General features: G+C 69.9%; 16 protein-coding genes. 9 read left to right on the top strand and 7 right to left on the bottom strand.

Annotated features, from left to right (window positions below):
* Nucleotides 1-35: 35 nt before the first annotated feature.
* The 5 genes from ACTJI8_RS08230 to ACTJI8_RS08210 all read left to right on the top strand — a co-directional run bounded on the left by ACTJI8_RS08230 (nt 36) and on the right by ACTJI8_RS08210 (nt 5,422).
* Nucleotides 36-1,064 carry a LacI family DNA-binding transcriptional regulator gene (locus tag ACTJI8_RS08230; RefSeq protein ID WP_440732937.1) on the top strand — a complete coding sequence of 343 codons (1,029 nt, stop codon included), beginning with the start codon at nt 36-38 and terminating at the stop codon, nt 1,062-1,064.
* A gap of 227 nt (nt 1,065-1,291) precedes the next feature.
* Nucleotides 1,292-2,671, top strand: a complete 1,380-nt coding sequence (locus ACTJI8_RS08225; RefSeq protein WP_440732936.1) for an APC family permease — start codon at nt 1,292-1,294, stop codon at nt 2,669-2,671.
* Nucleotides 2,671-4,275: an amidohydrolase gene (locus ACTJI8_RS08220; RefSeq protein ID WP_440732935.1), complete on the top strand. Its 1,605-nt coding sequence runs from the start codon at nt 2,671-2,673 to the stop codon at nt 4,273-4,275. The genes ACTJI8_RS08225 and ACTJI8_RS08220 overlap by 1 nt, the downstream gene beginning before the upstream one ends.
* 35 nt (nt 4,276-4,310) lie before the next feature.
* Complete coding sequence (locus ACTJI8_RS08215) at nt 4,311-4,661, top strand: TraR/DksA family transcriptional regulator (protein WP_440732934.1); 351 nt, start codon at nt 4,311-4,313, stop codon at nt 4,659-4,661.
* A gap of 65 nt (nt 4,662-4,726) precedes the next feature.
* Nucleotides 4,727-5,422, top strand: coding sequence for an SGNH/GDSL hydrolase family protein (locus ACTJI8_RS08210; protein ID WP_440732933.1), 696 nt, complete (start codon nt 4,727-4,729; stop codon nt 5,420-5,422).
* 27 nt (nt 5,423-5,449) lie between these two features.
* Here the strand turns inward: ACTJI8_RS08210 and ACTJI8_RS08205 are convergent, their stop codons facing one another.
* On the bottom strand, nt 5,450-6,322 hold the full coding sequence (locus tag ACTJI8_RS08205) for a LysR family transcriptional regulator (RefSeq protein WP_440732932.1): 873 nt from the start codon (nt 6,320-6,322) through the stop codon (nt 5,450-5,452).
* Between the two features lie 87 nt (nt 6,323-6,409).
* Here ACTJI8_RS08205 and ACTJI8_RS08200 point away from each other — a divergent pair, with 87 nt between their 5' ends.
* The gene (locus ACTJI8_RS08200) at nt 6,410-7,639 is read left to right on the top strand and encodes an MFS transporter (protein WP_440732931.1); all 1,230 of its coding nucleotides are present in this window, start codon (nt 6,410-6,412) and stop codon (nt 7,637-7,639) included.
* Between the two features lie 34 nt (nt 7,640-7,673).
* On the opposite strand, the gene ACTJI8_RS08195 is transcribed toward ACTJI8_RS08200, so the two are convergent.
* Nucleotides 7,674-7,958, bottom strand: coding sequence for a hypothetical protein (locus ACTJI8_RS08195; protein WP_440732930.1), 285 nt, complete (start codon nt 7,956-7,958; stop codon nt 7,674-7,676).
* A 287-nt stretch (nt 7,959-8,245) separates the two neighbouring features.
* On the opposite strand from ACTJI8_RS08195, the gene ACTJI8_RS08190 reads away from it, so the two are divergent.
* Together ACTJI8_RS08190 and ACTJI8_RS08185 are read left to right on the top strand one after the other, a co-directional pair.
* Complete coding sequence (locus ACTJI8_RS08190; protein ID WP_440732929.1) at nt 8,246-9,211, top strand: hypothetical protein; 966 nt, start codon at nt 8,246-8,248, stop codon at nt 9,209-9,211.
* A 4-nt stretch (nt 9,212-9,215) separates the two neighbouring features.
* Entirely contained in the window at nt 9,216-10,256 is a 1,041-nt protein-coding gene (locus ACTJI8_RS08185) for a Gfo/Idh/MocA family protein (RefSeq protein ID WP_440732928.1), read from the top strand.
* Between the two features lie 71 nt (nt 10,257-10,327).
* Here ACTJI8_RS08185 and ACTJI8_RS08180 read toward each other — a convergent pair whose 3' ends face one another.
* The 5 genes from ACTJI8_RS08180 to ACTJI8_RS08160 form a co-directional block, all read right to left on the bottom strand.
* Nucleotides 10,328-11,275, bottom strand: coding sequence for a histidine phosphatase family protein (locus ACTJI8_RS08180; protein WP_440732927.1), 948 nt, complete (start codon nt 11,273-11,275; stop codon nt 10,328-10,330).
* 78 nt (nt 11,276-11,353) lie between these two features.
* On the bottom strand, nt 11,354-14,011 hold the full coding sequence (locus ACTJI8_RS08175) for a glycoside hydrolase family 3 protein (protein WP_440732926.1): 2,658 nt from the start codon (nt 14,009-14,011) through the stop codon (nt 11,354-11,356).
* 188 nt (nt 14,012-14,199) lie between these two features.
* Nucleotides 14,200-14,781 (bottom strand): TetR/AcrR family transcriptional regulator, encoded by a 582-nt coding sequence (locus tag ACTJI8_RS08170; RefSeq protein WP_440732925.1) that lies wholly within the window; start codon nt 14,779-14,781, stop codon nt 14,200-14,202.
* Nucleotides 14,782-14,791: 10 nt separating this feature from the next.
* Nucleotides 14,792-15,415 (bottom strand): TetR/AcrR family transcriptional regulator, encoded by a 624-nt coding sequence (locus tag ACTJI8_RS08165; protein WP_440732924.1) that lies wholly within the window; start codon nt 15,413-15,415, stop codon nt 14,792-14,794.
* Nucleotides 15,416-15,501: 86 nt separating this feature from the next.
* A complete protein-coding gene (locus ACTJI8_RS08160) occupies nt 15,502-16,851 on the bottom strand; it encodes an MFS transporter (RefSeq protein WP_440732923.1) in 1,350 nt (449 codons plus the stop codon).
* A gap of 217 nt (nt 16,852-17,068) precedes the next feature.
* Here ACTJI8_RS08160 and ACTJI8_RS08155 point away from each other — a divergent pair, with 217 nt between their 5' ends.
* Nucleotides 17,069-19,291 carry a glycoside hydrolase family 3 C-terminal domain-containing protein gene (locus ACTJI8_RS08155; protein WP_440732922.1) on the top strand — a complete coding sequence of 741 codons (2,223 nt, stop codon included), beginning with the start codon at nt 17,069-17,071 and terminating at the stop codon, nt 19,289-19,291.
* Nucleotides 19,292-19,305: the final 14 nt, after the last annotated feature.

The following is a 19,305-nucleotide window of genomic DNA, read 5'->3' as shown; positions in this document are numbered from 1 at the left end:
GGCTCCCCCTGCCTGTACAGAGTAGGTTCGAGAGCATGCGACCCGACCGTGCGGTGACACTGCAGGACATCGCCGATCGCCTCGGCGTGTCCCGCTCGACCGCGTCGTTCGCGATCACGGGGCGCGGCCGCGTGTCGGAGGAGATGCGCCGTCGCGTGCACGAGGTCGCCGATGAACTCGGCTATCGGCCGAACACCGTCGCCCGCAACCTCAAGGGCTCGCGCACGGGCATGCTCGCGCTGCACATCCCACCCGACAGCACCACGATGTCGTACTACATGGAGGCGACGTTCGGCATGGTCGAGGAGGCTGAGCGCACGGGCCTCATCGTCTTCATGCTGCCGTCCGGCGAGCGACCGGAGGGTTACGACCAGCTGCCCGCCGACGCCGTGATCCTGCTGGATCCCGCCATCGACGATCCTGCAGCGCGCACCCTCCTCGCCGGCCGGGTGCCCGTCGTCACCGGCGAGCGCGTGCCCGAGGGGCTGCCGGCCGCGCGCGGCGAGGTCACCAGCGACCACGTGCCGGCCGTCCGCGAGCTGATGGCGCATCTGCACGAGCGAGGGGCGCGACATCCGGCGATGGTGCTCCCGGATCTGCAGAGCGACTGGGCGTTCACCGTCCGGGATGCTTTCACCGACTGGTGCACCGAGCACGGCATGCAGCCCCGTACCGTCACGCTGCCGCACCCGACGGCGCCCGAGATGATCCACGCGGCAGTGGCCGAGCTCGTGCGCGACGTGAACGACCCGGTCGATGCGATCCTCGCCGTCTCCGACGGCACGGCGCTCAGCGTCGTCACCAGCGCGCAGCGGCTCGGCCGCCGCGTCGGCGAGGATCTGCTCGTCGCCGCGCTCGTCGACTCCGAGGTGCTCGCCCTGGCGCAGCCTTCGGTCACCGCGATCGACCTGCATCCGCGCGAGTTCGGCCGGCGCTGCGTGCGCGCCGCCGTAGCGGTGATCGAAGCCGCCGCCGGTGATGACCGCACAGTGCGCGAGCTGGTGCCGATCTCGGTGCAGCGCCGGGCGTCCACCCGCGGCCCCGTCGTACCCCCGTCCTCCTGATCCGAGGCCCCCTACGCAGGGCCCTGGTGACCTCGGGAGCCCGGGGCGCTCACCCTCGGCCGCCCAGCCCGCCCGATCCGTATCCACGATCCGCAGCTGAGCCCAGACAAGTACTTGCGCTTGCTTTATCGATATTGCTACTCTGGCGGAACCGACGGATTCCCTGCCGCCGACACGACGACGACGTCGATTCCCCCACCCGCAACGCCCGCGGAACAGGAGCCCCCATGACTCACCCCGCCCCCGGCGAGCCGCTCGCCTCGCCCACGGAGCTCACCGCCCAGGTCACCGAAGGCCGCTTCAAGAGGGTGCTGGGCACACCATCCCTCGTGCTGTTCGGCCTCGTCTACATGGTGCCGCTCACCGCGTTCACGACGTACGGCATCGTCACCCAGCTCACCGGCGGGCGCGTGCCGATCACCTACGTGATCACCCTCGTCGCGATGGTGTTCACCGCCCGCTCGTACTCGCGGATGTCGGTCGCCTATCCGTACTCCGGATCCGCGTACATCTACACCCAGCAGAGCTTCGGCGGCGCCATCGGCTTCCTCGCCGGATGGGCGCTGCTGTTGGACTACCTCTTCCTCCCGATGATCAACTACCTGATCGTCGGGCTCTACATGAACCAGACGTTCCCGTCGATCCCGAACTGGGTGTGGATCGTCGGTGCGATCCTGCTCGTCACGGTCCTGAACGTGATCGGCATCGTCTCGGTCGCCCGCGCCAACTTCGTGATCATCGCCGTGCAGACGATCTTCATCATCGCGTTCGTCGTCTTCGCGATCGGATCCGCCACGGGCCACCACGTCGACCCGCTGCTGCCGTTCCGCGGCGACGGCACCGTGACCGGCCTGGGCCCGCTGTTCCAGGGTGCGGCGATCCTGTGCCTCTCCTTCCTCGGCTTCGACTCGGTCTCGACGCTGTCCGAGGAGGCGAAGGACTCCACCCGCACCGTCCCCCGCGCGATCATGATCACCACCATCACCGCCGGCGTGATCTTCATCCTGCTCGCCTACTTCTCGCAGTGGGCCTTCCCCTCGAACAAGTTCACCTCGCCCGACACGGCCAGCATCGAAGTGGTCGCCTCACTCGGCCAGCAGTGGCTCTCCGTGCTGTTCATAGCGGGCTTCGTCGCCGGCGGCATGGGGTCGGCGCTGACCTCGCAGGCATCGGTCGCCCGGATCCTGTTCGCCATGGGACGCGACGGCGTGCTGCCGAGCGCGATCTTCGGAAGGCTGAACAAGCGCTTCGGCACCCCGGTCATCCCGATCCTGATCGTCTCGGTCGTCTCCCTGTACGCCGCGTTCGCGGATCTGCTCACGATCTCGAACATGATCAGCTTCGGCGCCCTCATCGCGTTCTCCTGCGTGAACCTGGCGACATTCAAGCACTACTTCATCGACCGCGGTGAGCGCAGCGGATGGCACGCGGTGAACAACCTCGTACTGCCCGGCATCGGCTTCGCCCTGACGGTGTGGCTGTGGACGAACCTCACCGGCATGACGTTCGTCGTGGGCCTCTCCTGGCTGGCGATCGGATTCATCCTGCTCCTCATCGTCACGCGGTTCTTCCGCCGCCCCACGCCGACCCTCGACCTGAAGGAGTGATGGTGGTCGACACGATCGTCATCGGAGCGCGGGTGCGCTCGCTCGCATCGGAGACCGGAGAGGACACCGACGCCGTCGCCATCACCGACGGCCGGATCACCGCCGTCGGGCCCAGATCCGAGATCCTCCCTCTCGCGGGAGCGGGCACCGAGCTCATCACCCACGCGAGTGCGACGATCATCCCCGGTCTCGTCGATGCGCACAGCCACCCGATCTACAGCCTCGGCATCGTCCGCGGACTGTCTCTGACGGGCGTGCACACCTATGACGAACTCGTCGCCGCTCTCGAGCGGGGGCGCGACGAGCAGGCCGGGGCGGAGTGGTTCCTCGCCTGGGGCCTCGATCCGACCGCGTTCGAGGGCCGCCCGATCGGCAACGCCGCCCTGCATGAAGTGCTCGGCGCCGACCGCCCCGCCTACATCAAGATGTTCGACGCGCACTCGGGCATCGCCTCGGCGGCCGCCCTCACCCGCGCCGGCATCGACGCCCCCGTCACGTATCCGGACGGATCCGGTGCCGCGGGCGATGAGGACGGCAACCTCACCGGCCACCTGATCGAGTTCCCGACCATGGAGATCCTCGAGCGCGCCCTCCCCGTGCTCGGATTCGCCGACCGGGTCGCGCAGCTTCATCGCCTGCTGTCGGACATGGCCGCGGTCGGCATCACTGCGGCGCACGTCATGGACCTGCAAGACGACGACGCGCTCGACCTGCTCGCCGCGATCGAGGCGACCGGCGATCTGCCCGTGCGCCTGCGGATCTCCCCTTGGGTCACGCCGGAGACGACGGACGACGAGGTCGCCGTACTCATCGCACTGCAGGGCCACGGCGGGCGGCGCTACGTGGTCGAAGGGGTCAAGTTCTTCATCGACGGCACCGTCGAGGGCGGCACCGCCTGGCTGTCGCACCCCGACGCTCAGGGTGAGGGGCTGTCCTCGGCCTGGACGCCCGCCGAGGCCTACGCCGAGCGCGTGCGGCAGTTCGACCATGCAGGGGTGCCCACCGCGACCCACGCGATCGGCGAGCAGGGGATCCGCTTCGTCGCGGAGACTCTCGCGGCCCTGCCGAAGGGCGGAGTGCCGCACCGCATCGAGCACATCGAATCGGTCGAGGACGACGTCATCGCCATGATCGGCGCGAACGGGATCGTGGCGAGCATGCAGCCGACGCACTGCACGCATCACGTGCGCACGGACGGCTCCGACGACTGGTCACGACGTCTCGGCGCCGAGCGGGCTGCCCGCGCGTGGCGCACCGCCGACGTTCGGCGCAGCGGAGCGGTGCTCGCCCTGGGCTCGGACTGGCCGGTCGCGGCGTTCGATCCGTGGGAGATCATGGCGGATGCCCAGGGCCGCCGATCCGTCGCGGTGGCCGACTCCGCACCCGTCGGGCCGGAGCAGGCGCTCAGCGCCGTCGAGGCACTCGAGGGGTACACGTCCCACGCGCACCGTGCAGTCGCGTCCGATGGCGGACGGCTCGTCCCCGGCGCACCCGCGGACCTCGTCGTGGTCGACCGCGATCCGCTGGGCACCTCACCCGAGGAGCTGCTCCGAGCCCGCGTGCTGCTCACCCTTGTCGACGGGAAGCCCACCGCCGGGCCGTGAGGCGGATGGTCCGCGGCAGGTCTAGAGTCAGCCGCATGGCCTCCGATCCCCGCGCTCTGCTCGAGGAGCTCCGCACCGCGGCGGCGACCCAGGTCACCGAGGCCGACGCCGCGGTCCGAGAGCTCCTGCACGACCGGGAGGGCTCGAACGACGACGACGAGCACGACCCGGAGGGCGTGACGCTGTCGTCCGAGTGGTCCCGCCTCACGGGGATCGCCGACGCCGCGGCTGCGAAGCTGCAGCAGGTCGACCACGCGCTCGCGCGCCTGGACGCCGGCGCCTACGGCATCTGCGCCTCATGCGGCCGGCCGATCCCCGCCAGTCGTCTCGAGGTGCGCCCGTTCGCCGAGCACTGCGTCGCCTGCGCCGAGCGTCTCGGACGCTGAGGGACGCCGCCGCGTCCGGGGCCGCGGGAACCGGATCCGGGTCCTTCCCCCACCAGAATGGATCCATGACCGCCGACGCCGCCGCTCTCGCCCGTGCCCTCGCCTCCGGCGCCCCGCTCACCTGGGTGCTGACGGGAGACTCGATCACGCATGGCCTGGTGCACACGCAGGGCGGCCGCACATACGCGGAGCACCTGCACGAGATCGTCCGTGGCGAGCTCGGCCGGGTGCACGACGTCGTCATCGACACCGCGATCAGCGGCTGGCGGATCGTGCAGCTCCTGGAGGACTTCGACCGCCGGGTCGCCACGTGGCGCCCGCAGGTGGTCACGCTCATGATCGGCACGAACGACTGCTCCGACGAGGGCGTGTTCCCCGTGATCACGCCCGATGAGTTCGCGGCGTCGCTGACCGAGTTCGTCCGGCGTGTGCGCGAGCTCGGTGCGATCCCGGTGCTGCAGACGCCGCCGGCCGTCGACGTGCCGAACGCTCCGGAACGCGGTCGCATCGCCGCGTTCGCACAGGCCGTCCGCGACGTCGCCGCTGCCGAGGACGCGATGCTCGTTGACCAGTTCGCCCGTTTCGCCGAGCTCGGCAACGGCGGGGTGCCGTGGGGGCTCATGAACGACCCGTTCCACCCCAACGCCACCGGACACCAGGCACTCGCGCTCGAAATCGCCGAAACCCTGGGACTGGACCCGGTCGCTTCCCGCGTGCTGCCGAAGCTCCGCGCCGACATCGCCGCGGGCCGGCTGAACTGAGCCGAGCGCACCCTCGGTGCACTCGCTTCATCGGTAGGCGGCGAGGAACTCCTCGATCAGCGCCGCTGCCGGGGCGCTGGGCTGGCGGGGGCTGATGATGCTGAGGTCCCAGTCAATCTGCTCGGCGAGCGCCACCGACACGACGCCGTCGACAGGCGTGATGAGCAGTTCCGGAAGCACCGCGATGCCAAGGCCCGTGGCGACGAACACCGGTATTGCACTCGTCTCCGTCACTTCGGCGCGGATGTCGCGGACGATGCCCCGTGCGGCGAGTGCGGAGTCGAGGACGTCGCGATTGCCGAATCCGGCGGGCGTGTCGACGAAGTGCTCGGCAGCGATCTCTGCCAGGCCGATCTCCGCGCGCCGAGCGAGCTCGTGGTCCTCGGACAGGATGACCCGGTACGGCGTCGTCGCGAGGCGATGCACGGCCAGACCGGGAGCGGCCGACGCCGGAAGGCCGAAAAGGCTGAGATCGACCCGACCCCGTCGCACCGAATCCAGCAGCTCGCCGGATCCGCCAGAGGTGCCGCGCAGACGGAGTTCCACCAGTGGATTCGCACGGTGGAATGCTCCGATGACGCGGGGAACGGCCATGGAACTGATACTCGTGAACATGCCCATGCGCAGGAGCCCGCGCAGTTCCCCGCGCGGATCCGCCGCCGCCCTGGCGCGGGCTTCGGCATCGGCGAGTTCGCGCAGCACGGGGAGGACGGCCTCGCCGGCCGGGGTGATCCGCACCCCGCGTTGATCGCGTTCGAAGAGCGCGGCGCCCAGTTCCTTCTCCAGCGCGCGCACCCCCGCCGAGACGGTCGACTGCCCGGCGTACACGCGCTGCGCGGCCCGGGTGAAGCTCAGCTCGTCGGCGACGGCGATGGCGTACTCGGCCTGCCGGGTGTCCACGTGACCTCCTCGCCATCGATAAGAGCGATGACAGTGATCCATGATAACCGTTGGACTCGATGACGCCCGAGGGAAAGCATGGAAGCCGTGACCACCTCGACAGCATCCCCTTCCCTCGTCTCCGCCCGACGACTCCCGCACCACGCCGGCTTCTGGATCATCGCCGTCGCATTCCTCACCGAGATGGCGTTCTGCGCGATCCCCACACCGCTGTACGCGATCTACCAGCAGCGCGATGGCTTCCCGACGATCGTCCTCACGGTGATCTTCGTCGCCTACGCGGTCGGCGTGATGGTGAGCCTGTATCTGGCGGGCCACGTCTCCGACTGGCTCGGCCGCCGTCGCGTGATCCTCGGATCGCTCCTGATCAACGTGCTCTCCGCCGTCCTCTTCCTCGTATGGACGGACGTGACCGGCCTCATCGTCGCCCGCTTCGTCTGCGGGCTCGGCGTCGGCATCCTGACCGCGACCGCGACGGCGCACCTCTCGGAGCTCGGCGCCGCCGCGGGACGGTCCGGGGGACGTTCGTCACTCGTGTCGACGTTCGCGAATCTCGGCGGCATCTCCCTCGGGCCGCTGGTGGGCGGCGTGGTCGCCACCTGGGCAGCGCGTCCTCTCGTGACTCCGTATGCGATCTTCGCCATCCTCCTCGCCGTGGAGGCGGTCGTCGTGGCCTTCGTGCCGGAGACCGTCGAACGCCGCGAAGAGCGGCCCGCCTACCGGCCGCAGCGCGTGGCAATCCCGGCGGCGGGGCGGCCCGCTTTCTGGTCGGCCGCGGCGGCCGCCTTCGGGGCGTTCGCGGTCTTCGGCACCTTCATGGGCCTCTCGTCGACATTCCTCGGCCGGGTGCTCGGCGTGCACTCGCCCCTGCTGGTGGGCGTCGCACCGTTCGTCCTCTTCATGGCTGCAGCCGCGGCGCAGATGCTCACGACGAAGGTCCCGGCGCGGGCGCAGCTCATCAGCGCGATCGCCCTGGCGGTGCTCGGTCTCACCACGGTCTCAGCGGGTGCCGTGCTCACGTCGCTGGCACTCTTCCTGATCGGAGGGGGCATCGCGGGCGCCGGTATCGGGATCCTGTTCCGCAATGCGCTGACCACCGCGGCGTCGGCGGCCGCGCCGGAACGACGAGGCGAGGCGCTCGCCGCGATCTTCCTGATCGCCTACGCGGGCATGACCCTTCCTCCTCTGCTCGCGGCGGGTGCCCTGAGCATCTGGACCCCCGTGTCAGTGCTCATCGGACTCAGTGCCCTCGCAGGTCTGCTCGTGGTCGCGTCCGGCGGAAGGATGCTGCGCCACTCGACGCCGACGGCGGCGTGATCGGTGCGTGCTCGACCGCCCCAGCGAACTCCTGTCACGAGGCTCCATCTCGCACGCTGACTCGTTCTCTCATGCGGCGCCGGAGCGCGACGAGGTAGGCGCGGCCGAATTGAATGCCGTAGGTGATCTCGCGGTCGGAAGCGTCCGAACCCTCCGGAATGCTGCGTGCGCCGACGGCGACTTCCGCCAGCATCGTCGCTGCGTCATCGATCGGTCGACGCACGTGGAACCAGCTCGCGCCAGAATGCAACGCGGCGTCCGAACGCGCCGTCGCTTCGTCGAGCAGCGCCGAATACCATCGATCGGACTCGTGGGACACTGACCGCCTCCTCCAGGATGACTGCGGGCATTCATCAGGAGAGACGGGCGAAGCGGGCTTCGATTACGCGACAACACCGATCCTTCACCCGTTCTTCGCCGCCGCTTCATCCTGGCGCGAGCGGCGCCGGCGGTCGGCGATCGCGCATCCGTCCCGGAGCGAGGCTGCCCGCAGCGTTGCCCGACGAGCACCCGTCTGTCGGGCGCGGCAGGTCGCGCGGCGCACCCCGCAGCGCTCGAAAAGCACCGATGACGATCCGCAGCGGGGCGCATAGGCTGAGGGGCATCATGCAGGAGTTCTGGGACGGTTTCTGGACGTTCGCGCAGCACTATTGGTGGCTCGTGTTCCCGCTCATGGGCGTGGCCGGGGGCATCGGCCGACGGTGGCAGGTGCTGTCGCAGCAGCGCCACAAGCAGAAGCTGGAGACTCTGCGCCTGAAGGGCGAGATCAAGGCCGCCCAGCTCGCCGCGCGCGGCCAGATCGCCCCGCAGCTTTCGCCGCGGGCCGCCGCGCAGCAGCAGGCGAACTCCTCGAAGGAACTGCTCGAGCGGCTGTTCGCCGAGCATGACGGGATCACCGCCCGCTGGCTGGACTACGAGCTCGACGTCGCGAAGATGATCGCATTCCCGGCGATGAGCGACGGACGCCAGCCCCTGACCGCGGCGTTCCTGCGGGCGAAGAAGATCGCCGACGCGCTGCGGCCGAGCTCGGCCGAGGCGAAGGTCGCCGAGCAGCAGGTCACCGAATACCTCGACGCGGTCGGCAACTACGCGGTCGCGTTCGAGATCGCGGAGAAGGACGCCCGCCGCCTGCGCGACTCCACCTTCACCGACGACGAGCGCAAGCGTCTCGAACGCGCGCAGCACATGCTCAAGGTCGCCGTCGACCAGTCCGCCACGCCCGCCGAACGACAGACGGCATACCGCCGCGTGCGCGAGGAGCTGGACGGCCTCATCGATCTCTCGGACGCCGCCGTGGAGAACCTCGAGAAGAAGGTCGCGCTCCAGCTCGAACCCGGTCGTGCTCGCGAGCCCGACGCCTCCGCGGACGCGGGGACCGAGACGGATCCGGCCGCGGTTTCGGCGCCGCCCCCTCACGCGGACCCGAGCGCGCTGGCGGATCCAGTCCCCGTCGCGGATCCGAGCGTAAAGGCGGATCCAGTCGCCGTCGCGGATCCGATTCCGGCGCACGATCCGCTCGCGGCTCCGGATCCCCTGCGTGAGGCCGCACCGCTGACGAACCCGGAGCGCTGACCTCGTGACCGTCCCGGACGCGCCGCTGCGCGTCGGCCTCATCGGCGCGGGCGGGATCGCCGCATCGCATCTGGACGCCTGGCAGGCGCTCGGCGCGGAGTGCGTGATCTCCTCGCGCACCCGCCCCGAAGCCCTCGCCACGCGGTTCGGCGTGGAGATCGCGGACGACGTCGACGCGCTCATCGACCGGGTCGACGTCGTCGGGATCCTCACTCCCACGCCCACGCACCCCGACCTAGCTCTGCGCGCGATCGCCCGCGGCCGGCACGTGGTGTGCGAGAAGCCGCTCGCGGTGAGTGCTGCGGAGGCGCGGCACATGGCCGGCGCCGCCGAGGCCGCGGGCGTGCGCCTGTTCCCCGCCCATGTCGTGCGGTACTTCGCGGCGTACCGGCGGATCCAGCAGCAGGTCGCCGCCGGCGGGATCGGCGCGCTGCGGTCGCTGCGGCTCAGCCGCTCAGGAGCGGGACCGACGGCGGGATGGTTCTACGACGAGGGCGCGGGTGGCGGGCTGATCCGCGACCTGCTCATCCACGACATCGATCAGGCGCTGTGGCTCGCCGGGCCTGTCGTCTCGGTCTCCGCGCGGCAGGATCCGCCGAGCGTCGACGGACGGTTCTCGGCACCGGTCACCGCTGTGGTCGAACTCACCCACGCGAGCGGCGTGACCACACGCATCGACGGCGGCTGGTTGGGTGAGGGCACGCCGTTCCGCACCACGATCGCGGCGGTCGGCACCGAGGGGACGCTCGCGCACGACAGCGCCGCGGATGCCGTCACCGAGACCGCCGCGTCTGCGCCCGGTGACGCCGGGCCGGCTCCGTCGGTCGAGTCCGGTGCCGGCTACCTCCCGCCGCAGACCGAGGATCACCCGTACCGCGCCCAGATCGCCGACTTCGCCGACGCGATCCGCACGGGAGGGCAGGCCCGGGTGACCCCGGCCGACGGCATCGCCGCAGTCGCCGTCGTGGACGCGGCGTATGCGTCCGTCGCCGCGGGCGGTGCCAGATCCGCGTTTCCCCCCTCGCAGCGTGATTCCCTCCTCTGAGAGACGTCCATCAGGGGAGGGAATCTCGCCCAGGGGAGGGAAACGCGCCGGGATCGCGCCCCTGCACGGGATCAGGGCTGCGGGTAGTACGCCTTGCTGCCGACGGGGCCGTCGATCGTGAAAGCGCCGTTCTTGTAGACGACCTTGGTCACGCCCAGGTTGGGCACGCCCGCGGGCGGCATCGCCGGGGTGGCCCCGGTCGTGTCGCGCATGTCCGGGGCGCCCGCGAAGCACGAGATCGAAAGGCCGCTCGAGACCACGAACACCGTCTTATCGTTCTTGTCCACGGCCTTCGCAGCGATCTCGGCGAGCGCATCGGTCATGCGCGCGTCGACATCGGTGCAGTCCTCGGCGGGCAGACCGAGTTCGGGCGCGTCAGCGACGGCCTTGATGGCGGCCATCATCCCGTACAGACCGTGCTGCGCGATCGCGATGCCCTGCATCGTCTGCCATCCGCCGTTCTGGCCGTTCGCATCGACAGGCGCGAGCGGGGGCGCGGAGTGATCGATCGTGTAGCCGAGGTGCTCCACGGCCGCCGTCCACAGCTCCTTGTTCTCCTTGCCCTCGTACTTGCCGAAGTTCACCTCGCGCAGCCGGGCGTCCTGGGTCACGGTCAGCTTCGACTGGCCCGCACCCTGGAGCGCAAAGGTCGCCGTCTCGAAATGACGCTTGCCGTCGGCCGAATACGCGGCGGAGAAGGGGCCCACTGCGGCGCCGAGTTTCGCGCCGACGGCGACCGCGAGCGGGCGTCCCTCATCGAGCTTGCCGACGGGCGCCGTCGCGACCGGCTTCGTGCCGACGAGCAGGGGCGAGTCCGACCAGCCCTGCACGGTGTCGGTCTGGTTGAGGATCGTGCGACCGTGCCTGGTGAGATAGATCGTGACGACGCGGTCGGCCTTGCTGTTGCCGGCCCCGACGGCGGTCGACGGCGACGCGGCGGCTGCCGAGACGGCGGTGAGGGTCGTCGCCGTGAGGAGTGCCGCGGTGACCGCCGCGACGCGGATGATGCTCTTCTTCATGGTGCTCTCCTTGAGGGGATGAGAGATGAGGGGCTGACGGATCGGGGCGCGACGAGGCACCCGATCCTCGGCGGTCGTTCAGAAGGTGAGCGGCCCGCTCACACGGATGTCCCGTGACGACACCCCGACGCGGATCTCGGCCGGGCCCGTCGCCGGCGTCCAGCTGTGCGCATCCACGTCGAAGTACGACACGGCCCGCCGAGGGATGCGCACCGTGACCCGCTCGGATCGGCCGGGCTCCAGACGCACCTTCGCGAACCCTGCGAGCTGCTGCGGCGGCATCGGCACCGGCGCCGTGACGTCTCCCGCATAGACCTGGACGACGACGGATCCCGAGCGCGAACCGGTGTTGCGCACCGTGACCGTCGCCGTGCCCGCGTCGTCCCCGTCCGACGAGGCGACCGCGAGATCCTCGATCTCCCAGGTCGTGTATCCCAGGCCGTGGCCGAACGGATACGCCGGTTCCAGATCGTGCGCGTCGAATCCGCGATAGCCGACGAAGACCCCCTCGTCGTAGTGCACGCGTCCGTCGATCCCGGGATAGGTGCGGGCCTCGCGGGCGGGCGTCTGGGAGAGGTCGACCGGTAGCGTCAACGGCAGCCGCCCGCCGGGCTCGACGGCGCCCGTGAGCACGCGCGCGAGCGCGTCCCCCTGCGCCTGACCGGGATACCACGCCTGCACCAGCGCGGCCGGATCCGTGCCCCAGCCGGTGATGTCGACGGGGGCTCCGGTCATCAGCACGACGATCGTGCGCGGGTTCGCCGCGAGCACCGCGCGGATGAGGTCGTTCTGGCCGCCGGGCAGCTGCATGCTCGGACGATCGTCGGCCTCCGCCTCGTAGCTGCGCGCGATGACGACGGCGACGTCGGCGGATGCCGCGACCTCCGCGGCGCGGGCCGCATTGGGTGAGAGGACCCCCTCCGGCGGCACCCAGCCGAGCCGGAGCTTCGCCCCGAGCAGGAACCCCTGCGACGGGTGGTCGGCGGCGTAAGACATCCGGATCCGGTAGGCGCGACCGGCCTGCAGCCGCACCACGACCTCGTCGATCTCGACGTCGGGCTGTCCGCCGTCGCCGCCCCACCCGTACGGCCGGGGCTCGTCCGTCGCGGCCACCACCTCATCCGCGGCGAGGTCGATCACCGCCTCAGCCTCGGCGGCGTGCTCGACGACCTCCGCCATCCCGGATCGCGTGACCACACGGCCGTCGAGCTCGAACGTGTACGAGCCGAGGCTGGTGATCACGAACCGGTAGGCGCCGGTGACCGGCACGGTCAGCGTGCCGGTGTACCGCGCCGACATCTGCGCGTTCAGCTCGGTGGGCAGCCTCTCGTATCGCGCCGACGCGGCGTTGAACCCGGGGAAGTTGTGGAAGCCGTGCAGCAGCTCGATCCGCCCGTCGATCCGGGACACCAGCGGATCCCCCTCGAACGACGGGTTCGCCCAGTACTCGGCCTGCAGACCGACCTCGCCCGACGGCGCACGGAAGAAGCCGGAGTCGACGGGATCCGCCCCGGGCAGGAGCGCACCCGGGGTGACCGGATCGCTGCCGTATTCGACGAGGATCTCGACGTCGTCACCCAGCGCACGCCGCAGGCCTTCCGCGGGCGAGACGCCGCGCGTCGGCCTGACCTGCGAGCTGCCCCCGCCCTGCGCGCTCCAGGCGTCGACGTCCGGGCCGATCAGCGCCACACGTCCTACGCCTCCGAGAGGCAGGATCCCGTCGTTGCGCAGCAGCACCATCGCGTCCTCGGCGATCGCCTGGGCGACGGCGTGGTGCTCGTCGACGGCGAAGTCCGCGATGCCGACGGGGTTCTCCAGTTGCCCCATCCCGATCATCGGTCGCAGGATGTTGCGCACCTTCTCATCGATCACCGCTTCGGGCACGCGCCCGTCGTCCACCGCGGCGCGCAACTGGCCGCCCCAGAAGCCCTCGTTCGGCTGCTCCTGGTCGAGCCCGGCGTTCGCCGCCTCCGCCGTCGAGTGGTTGGCGCCGTAGTCGCTCATGATCCAGCCACGGAACCCGAAGTCGTCGCGCAGGATGTCGCGCAGGATCCGGGGATTCTCGCAGGCGAACTCGCCGTTGACGCGGTTGAACGATCCCATCATCGACGCGACGCCCCCGTCCCGGATGAGCGCCTCGAACGGCGGCAGATACAGCTCGCGCATGGTGCGCTCGTCGATCATCGCGTCCACGCTGGACCGGTGGTCCTCCTGGTTGTTGATCGCGTAGTGCTTGGCGCACGCCTGCACGCCCTGCTCCTGGATGCCGCGCACGAGCGCGACACCGATCTCCGACTGCAGGTGCGGATCCTCGCCGAACGACTCGAACGTGCGCCCGCCGATGGGCACCCGGGCGATGTCGACGGCCGGACCCAGCGAGACGTTGTGGTCGGTCGCGCGGCATTCCGCGCCGATGACCGCGCCGTAGGCGGATGCCTGTGCCGGATCCCAGGTGGCGGCGAGGGCGATCGGTGCGGGCAGCGACGTGGCCTTGCCCTCGTGCACATCGCCTTTGTTGATCCGCACGCCGGCGGGTCCGTCCGCCATCTGGATGTTCGGGATGCCGAGCCTCTCCACGCCCTCGGCGTAGAAGCCGAAGTTCCAGTTCAGATCGCCCGTGACGAACGCGATCTTCTCGTCGAGCGACATCTGCGCGAGGAGCCCCTCGACGCGCTCGTCGGTGGCTGCACTGTCCCAATCTGCATTGGCCCAGGCGACGCCGGACTTCTCAGACATGAACCCTCCATCGGGCCTGTGCGCATCGCCTCGTTGCGATGTGCGAGTGGCACCGAGTCTGACGTCAATACCTAAACGAGTCAAGTATTCGACCAGGGAATCCCTAAGTGGCTCAGGTTTTTTGTCATGCCCCGCCGGGATGGGCGACATGGCCGCCCGCGGCGTCGGATGACGCACGGAGGGTCGCGTCAGGCGGCGTGCGAGACCGCCACAATCCCGTCCCAGAGGCGGCGCAGGCGCGCCACCATGTCGATCGTGTGGTCGTTGAGCCACTGCAGCTGCAGGCCGTCCGCGGCCGCCACCAGCAGGTCGACCGCGGCGGAGACGTCGACCGCGGGGCCGATCACGCCGGCGTCCTGGGCGCGCACGATGACCCCGGAGAGGCCATCGCGCAGCCACGCGTACCGCTCGAGGAAGAACGCATGCGCCGGGTGCTCGGGGATGCTCGCCTCGGCGGAGAACTCGACGTACAGCCGCACCAGCCCTGGGACTTCGGCGTTATGGGCGATGACGGCGAAGAATCCCTCGATGGTCGGATCCGGTGCGAAGAACATGCCGTGATCGCGGATGTCCCGCGCGCGCAGCACCTCCTGGTACAGCTCCTCGCGCGACGCGAAGTGGTGCATGAGCCCGGCCTGGGTCAGGCCGACGCGCTCGGCGATCTCGCGGTTCGACGCCTTCCGGCAGCCCTTCGCAGCCACAACCTCGAGCGCGACGGAGAGGATCTCCTCGCGCTTGGCCGTCCCCTTGGCGTACGGGCCCCGCTTCACGAGTGCCAGACTACGTGTTCGCGCCCCGATCCTCCGCGCCGAAGGACGCCGCGCACAGCGCTCGCCACAGCTGCCGCAGACGTTCGGCCATGTCGATCTCGCGGTCCAGCAGCCACTGCACCTGCAGCCCGTCGGCTGCGACGATCATCTGCTCGGCGATGACCGGGGCGCACGCATCCGTCCCCATCTGCCCCGACTCCTGCGCGATCCGCACATCCCCCATCAGCGCCTCCCGCAGCGCGGCGTACCTCTGCTGGAAGAAGCCGCGGGACGGATGCCGCGGGTCGCCCGCGACCTCGGCGGCGTACTCGGCGAACAGCTGGACCAGCCCCGGAACCCGCTGATTGTGCTCGATCACAGCGAGGAACCCGGCGATCCCGACAGGGGTGCGCGCATACACCGCCTCGTCGTGCTCATCGCGGGTCTGGATGATCGCGCAGAACAACTCGTCCCGGGAGCGGAAGTGATGCATGAGCCCGGCCTGCGTGAGCCCCACCCGGCGGGCGATGTCGCCGATCAGCGCGCCGCGGCTGCCGCATTCCGAGATCACGTCGAGCGCGGCCGCCAGGATCTCGGATCGCCGCAGCACCCCCTTGGCGTACGCGCCGCGCGACGTGCGCATCGGCTCCGTCACCACCACCCCCTTGCCTCGTCCCGCGCCAGGCTCCTGGCGGCGGAGAGCGGGCCGACGTCCGGCCCCGGCGGCCCGCTCTCCTCGCGCTACCTGACCTTCTTGATCGGGAAGATCACCACGGCGCCGATCAGTCCCGCGATCGCACAGAGCGTGAACCACACCGAATAATTCGACCCGTTGGCACCTCCGGTGGCCAGAAGCACGAAGCCTCCGATCGCCGGCGCGAGGGTCTGCGGCAGGGCGTTCGCGATGTTGAGCACGCCCAGGTCCTTGCCCGAGTCGTCCGGGTTGGGGAGCACATCGATGACGAGCGCGAGATCCACGCCGACGTAGATGCCGTACGCCGCCCCGAGGAACAGCTCCAGGATGTAGTACGACGGGACGTCCTGGACGAAGATCAACGCGAACGTGCCCACCGCGAAGAGCGCCGTCGCCACCCAGACGAAGACCTTGCGCTTCCCGATCTTGTCGGAGAGCATGCCCGCAAGCCAGGCGGTGACGATCAGCGCCCCGGTGTACACGAGCGTGGTGTTCGCGATCAGGAGGCCGATCTCCTTCTCCGGCACCTTGAGGTGATTGATCAGATAGCCGAATCGGAACGCGGTGAAGCCGAAGGAGGCGAACGTGATCAGGAACCGCGACCACCAGGCCAGAGCGAAGTCCGGCTCCTTGACGGGGCTGACCCAGATGGTCTGCACGATCTCGCCGAAGGTCATCCGCGGAGGCTTCACCGGCAGCACCTTGTCCGGCAGGACGAAGGCGAACACGATCATCGCGCCGATCGCGAGGATCGACGGGATCACGAAGACGACGAAGAGATTGGCCGAGAACCAGCCGGCGACGTAGACGCCACCGACGATGCCGGCGTTCTGCGCGATGCCGAGGGCTGCGGTGATCTTGCCACGTTGGAACTTCGGCACCTGATCCGCCAGGGTCGCGACGAAGGGTGCGAGCGTCATGTTCGCGCCGAGCTGCGCGATCGCCCAGCCGACGGTGGCGATCAGGAGACTCGTCCCGGTCGCCATGAAGACGAACCCGATCGTCATGATGATCGTGCCGAGCACGATCCAGATCCGGCGTCGGCCCCATCGGCTGGTGGTGCGATCGGAGACGCGACCGAAGACGACGTTGGCGAGGGTGGCGAAGAGGGCGCCCACGCCACCGAGGATCGCCTGGGCGGAGTTCAGTCCGGCGCCCGTGTTCTCCACTGCACCGGTGTGCTGGAGCTCGAGGATCTTCAGGCCGATGCCGACGATCGCCGGGCCGAGCAGCGCCACGAAGAAGATGAACTGCGCGACGATCAGCCAGAAGACATAGCTCTTCTTGGCCGGCTCGGTCGGCTCGGAGAACCAGTGATGCTCGTGTGAGCCGAGTGTCCGGCTCGCCGCCGTCATCCCGGATGGATTGCCCGCAGCGGAACCGCTGACAGAACTCATACCTGCCTCCTTTGGCCGGTCGAGGAGGAGAGCGGACGCCACACTGCGCCGCCAGGGAGCTCCGGCCCTCGTGCGTGAAAACCTATCCTTTTCAGGTTTCCGTCGCAAGAAGATTTCGGACCGGGGAAAGCCGTCACGGATGTCGAGGCGAACCTTGTCGGCAAAAACCTGCACCGTTATGGTTTCCCCCATGAACCCCGACGACAGGGAGCCCGTGATGACGGAACCGAAAGGCCTGCGCGCGGCAGACCTCACCCTCGAGGAGAAGGCTGCGCTCACGAGCGGCGCCGACTTCTGGACCACGAAGGCGATCGATCGAGTCGGAGTCCCCTCGATCATGCTGACCGATGGCCCGCACGGCCTCCGCAAGCAGGCCACGGGCAATGACCATCTCGGTCTCGCCGGATCCGTGCCCGCGACCTGCTTCCCGCCGGCCGTCGGCCTGAGCGCGACGTTCGACCCCGAGCTCGCGGAGCGCGTGGGCGTCGCGCTCGGCGTCGAGTCGGCGATCGAGGACGTCGCGGTCATCCTCGGCCCCGGCATCAACATCAAGCGGTCGCCGTTGTGCGGGCGCAACTTCGAGTACATGTCGGAGGATCCGATCGTCTCGGGTGCCATGGGTGCCGGGCTCGTGAAGGGCATCCAGTCGCAGGGCGTCGGATCGTCGCTCAAGCACTTCGCGGCGAACAACCAGGAGACCGACCGCCTCCGGGTCTCCAGCGACGTGGATCCGCGCCCGCTGCGCGAGATCTACCTGCGCGGCTTCGAGCGCGTGGTGCGCGATGCCCAGCCCTGGACGGTGATGTGCTCGTACAACCGGATCAACGGCGTCTACGCCTCGGAGGATCCGTGGCTGCTCACCCAGGTGCTGCGCGACGAGTGGGGCTTCGACGGCATCGTGGTCTCGGACTGGGGGGCGGTGAACGACCGGGTCGCCGGACTCGTCGCGGGCATGGATCTGGAGATGCCGTCCAGCGGAGGCCGCACGGACGCCGAGCTCGTCGCCGCCGTGCACGACGGTCGTCTGGACGAGCGCGATCTCGACATCGTCGCGGACCGCCTGCTGGAGCTCGCCCGGAAGGCGCAGGCCCGACCCGCGGGCGCGGGACCGCTCGACGTGGACGCGCACCACGCGCTGGCGCGCGAGGTCGCCGGCCGCGCGATCGTGCTGCTCAAGAACGAGGGGACGCTGCCGCTGCCGCGCAACGCCCGGCTCGCGGTGATCGGCGAGTTCGCGCGCACTCCGCGGTTCCAGGGCGCCGGATCCTCGCAGATCAACCCCACCCGGGTCGATGCCGCCCTCGACGCGATCCGCGCGGTCGCCGGTGAGGTGCCGTTCGCGGCCGGCTTCGACATCACGCCCGAGGGCGCGTCCGAGGCGGAGACCGCGCGGCTGCGCGACGAGGCGGTGGCCGTCGCCCGCGACGCAGGCACGGTGCTGCTGTTCCTCGGCGTGCCCTCGCACGAGGAATCGGAGGGGTACGACCGCGAGCACATCGATCTGCCCGCCGCGCAGCTCGACCTCATCGATGCGATCGTCGAGGTCAACACTGATGTGGTGGTCGTGCTCTCGAATGGCGGCGTGGTCGCGCTGCCTTTCGAGAGCAAGGTGCCCGCGATCGTGGAGGCATGGTTGCTCGGCCAGGCCGGCGGATCCGCCACGGCGGACGTGCTGTTCGGCGACGTGAACCCGTCGGGCCGGCTCGCGGAGACGATCCCGCTGCGCCTCGAGGACACCCCCGCGTACGGGAGCTTCCCGGGCGAGCACGGCCACGTGCGCTATGGCGAGGGTCTTCTCGTGGGCTACCGCTGGTACGACGAGAAGCAGCTCGCGGTGCGATACCCCTTCGGTCACGGCCTCTCGTACACGACATTCACCTACGGCGAGGCGGTTGCGGCCGTGCGCGAGGACGGCGACATCGTCGTGGTCGTGCCGGTCACGAACACGGGCCGTTCGGCCGGCCGCGAGGTGGTCCAGGCGTACACGTCGCTGCCCGGTTCGGACGTGCAGCGCCCGCCGCACGAGCTGAAGGCGTTCGCATCCGTGCAGCTCGCCCCGGGCGAGACGGCACCGGTGACGCTGCGGATCCGCCGGTCGGAGCTCGCGTACTGGGACATCCGGGTGGACCGCTGGATCGTGGAGGGCGGCACCTACGTCATCGACGTGGGCGCCTCGAGCCGAGACCTGCGGACGTCGACCGCCGTCGCCGTCGACGGCGATGAGGTGGTGCTGCCGGCGTCGCTGAACTCCTCCTTCGACGAGCTGCTGCTCGACCCCGTCGTCGGATCCGACCTGCGCGCGATGATCGAGGAGCGCTACGGGACCGGGGAGAACCAGCTGCTGAAGATGCTCGGCAACTTCCCCGTCGGCCGCCTCGACGGCTTCCCGCTGCCGCGGGCCGACATGGTCGAACTCGTGGAGCGCGCGCAGCGCGGCTGACACGGGCTGGCGGG

It is taken from the genome of Microbacterium sp. 22303 (assembly GCF_052045265.1).
Classification (GTDB): Bacteria; Actinomycetota; Actinomycetes; order Actinomycetales; family Microbacteriaceae; genus Microbacterium.
Note: the sequence above shows the minus strand (reverse complement) of the source record. Positions and strands in the feature narration are given on the sequence as shown.

Coding starts and splice junctions, on each gene's coding strand:
- ACTJI8_RS08230 (WP_440732937.1), top strand. CDS start 36: ATGCGACCCGACCGTGCGGTGACACTGCAGGACATCGCCGATCGCCTC.
- ACTJI8_RS08220 (WP_440732935.1), top strand. CDS start 2,671: ATGGTGGTCGACACGATCGTCATCGGAGCGCGGGTGCGCTCGCTCGCA.
- ACTJI8_RS08225 (WP_440732936.1), top strand. CDS start 1,292: ATGACTCACCCCGCCCCCGGCGAGCCGCTCGCCTCGCCCACGGAGCTC.
- ACTJI8_RS08210 (WP_440732933.1), top strand. CDS start 4,727: ATGACCGCCGACGCCGCCGCTCTCGCCCGTGCCCTCGCCTCCGGCGCC.
- ACTJI8_RS08155 (WP_440732922.1), top strand. CDS start 17,069: ATGACGGAACCGAAAGGCCTGCGCGCGGCAGACCTCACCCTCGAGGAG.
- ACTJI8_RS08215 (WP_440732934.1), top strand. CDS start 4,311: ATGGCCTCCGATCCCCGCGCTCTGCTCGAGGAGCTCCGCACCGCGGCG.
- ACTJI8_RS08160 (WP_440732923.1), bottom strand. CDS start 16,851: ATGAGTTCTGTCAGCGGTTCCGCTGCGGGCAATCCATCCGGGATGACG.
- ACTJI8_RS08190 (WP_440732929.1), top strand. CDS start 8,246: ATGCAGGAGTTCTGGGACGGTTTCTGGACGTTCGCGCAGCACTATTGG.
- ACTJI8_RS08180 (WP_440732927.1), bottom strand. CDS start 11,275: ATGAAGAAGAGCATCATCCGCGTCGCGGCGGTCACCGCGGCACTCCTC.
- ACTJI8_RS08175 (WP_440732926.1), bottom strand. CDS start 14,011: ATGTCTGAGAAGTCCGGCGTCGCCTGGGCCAATGCAGATTGGGACAGT.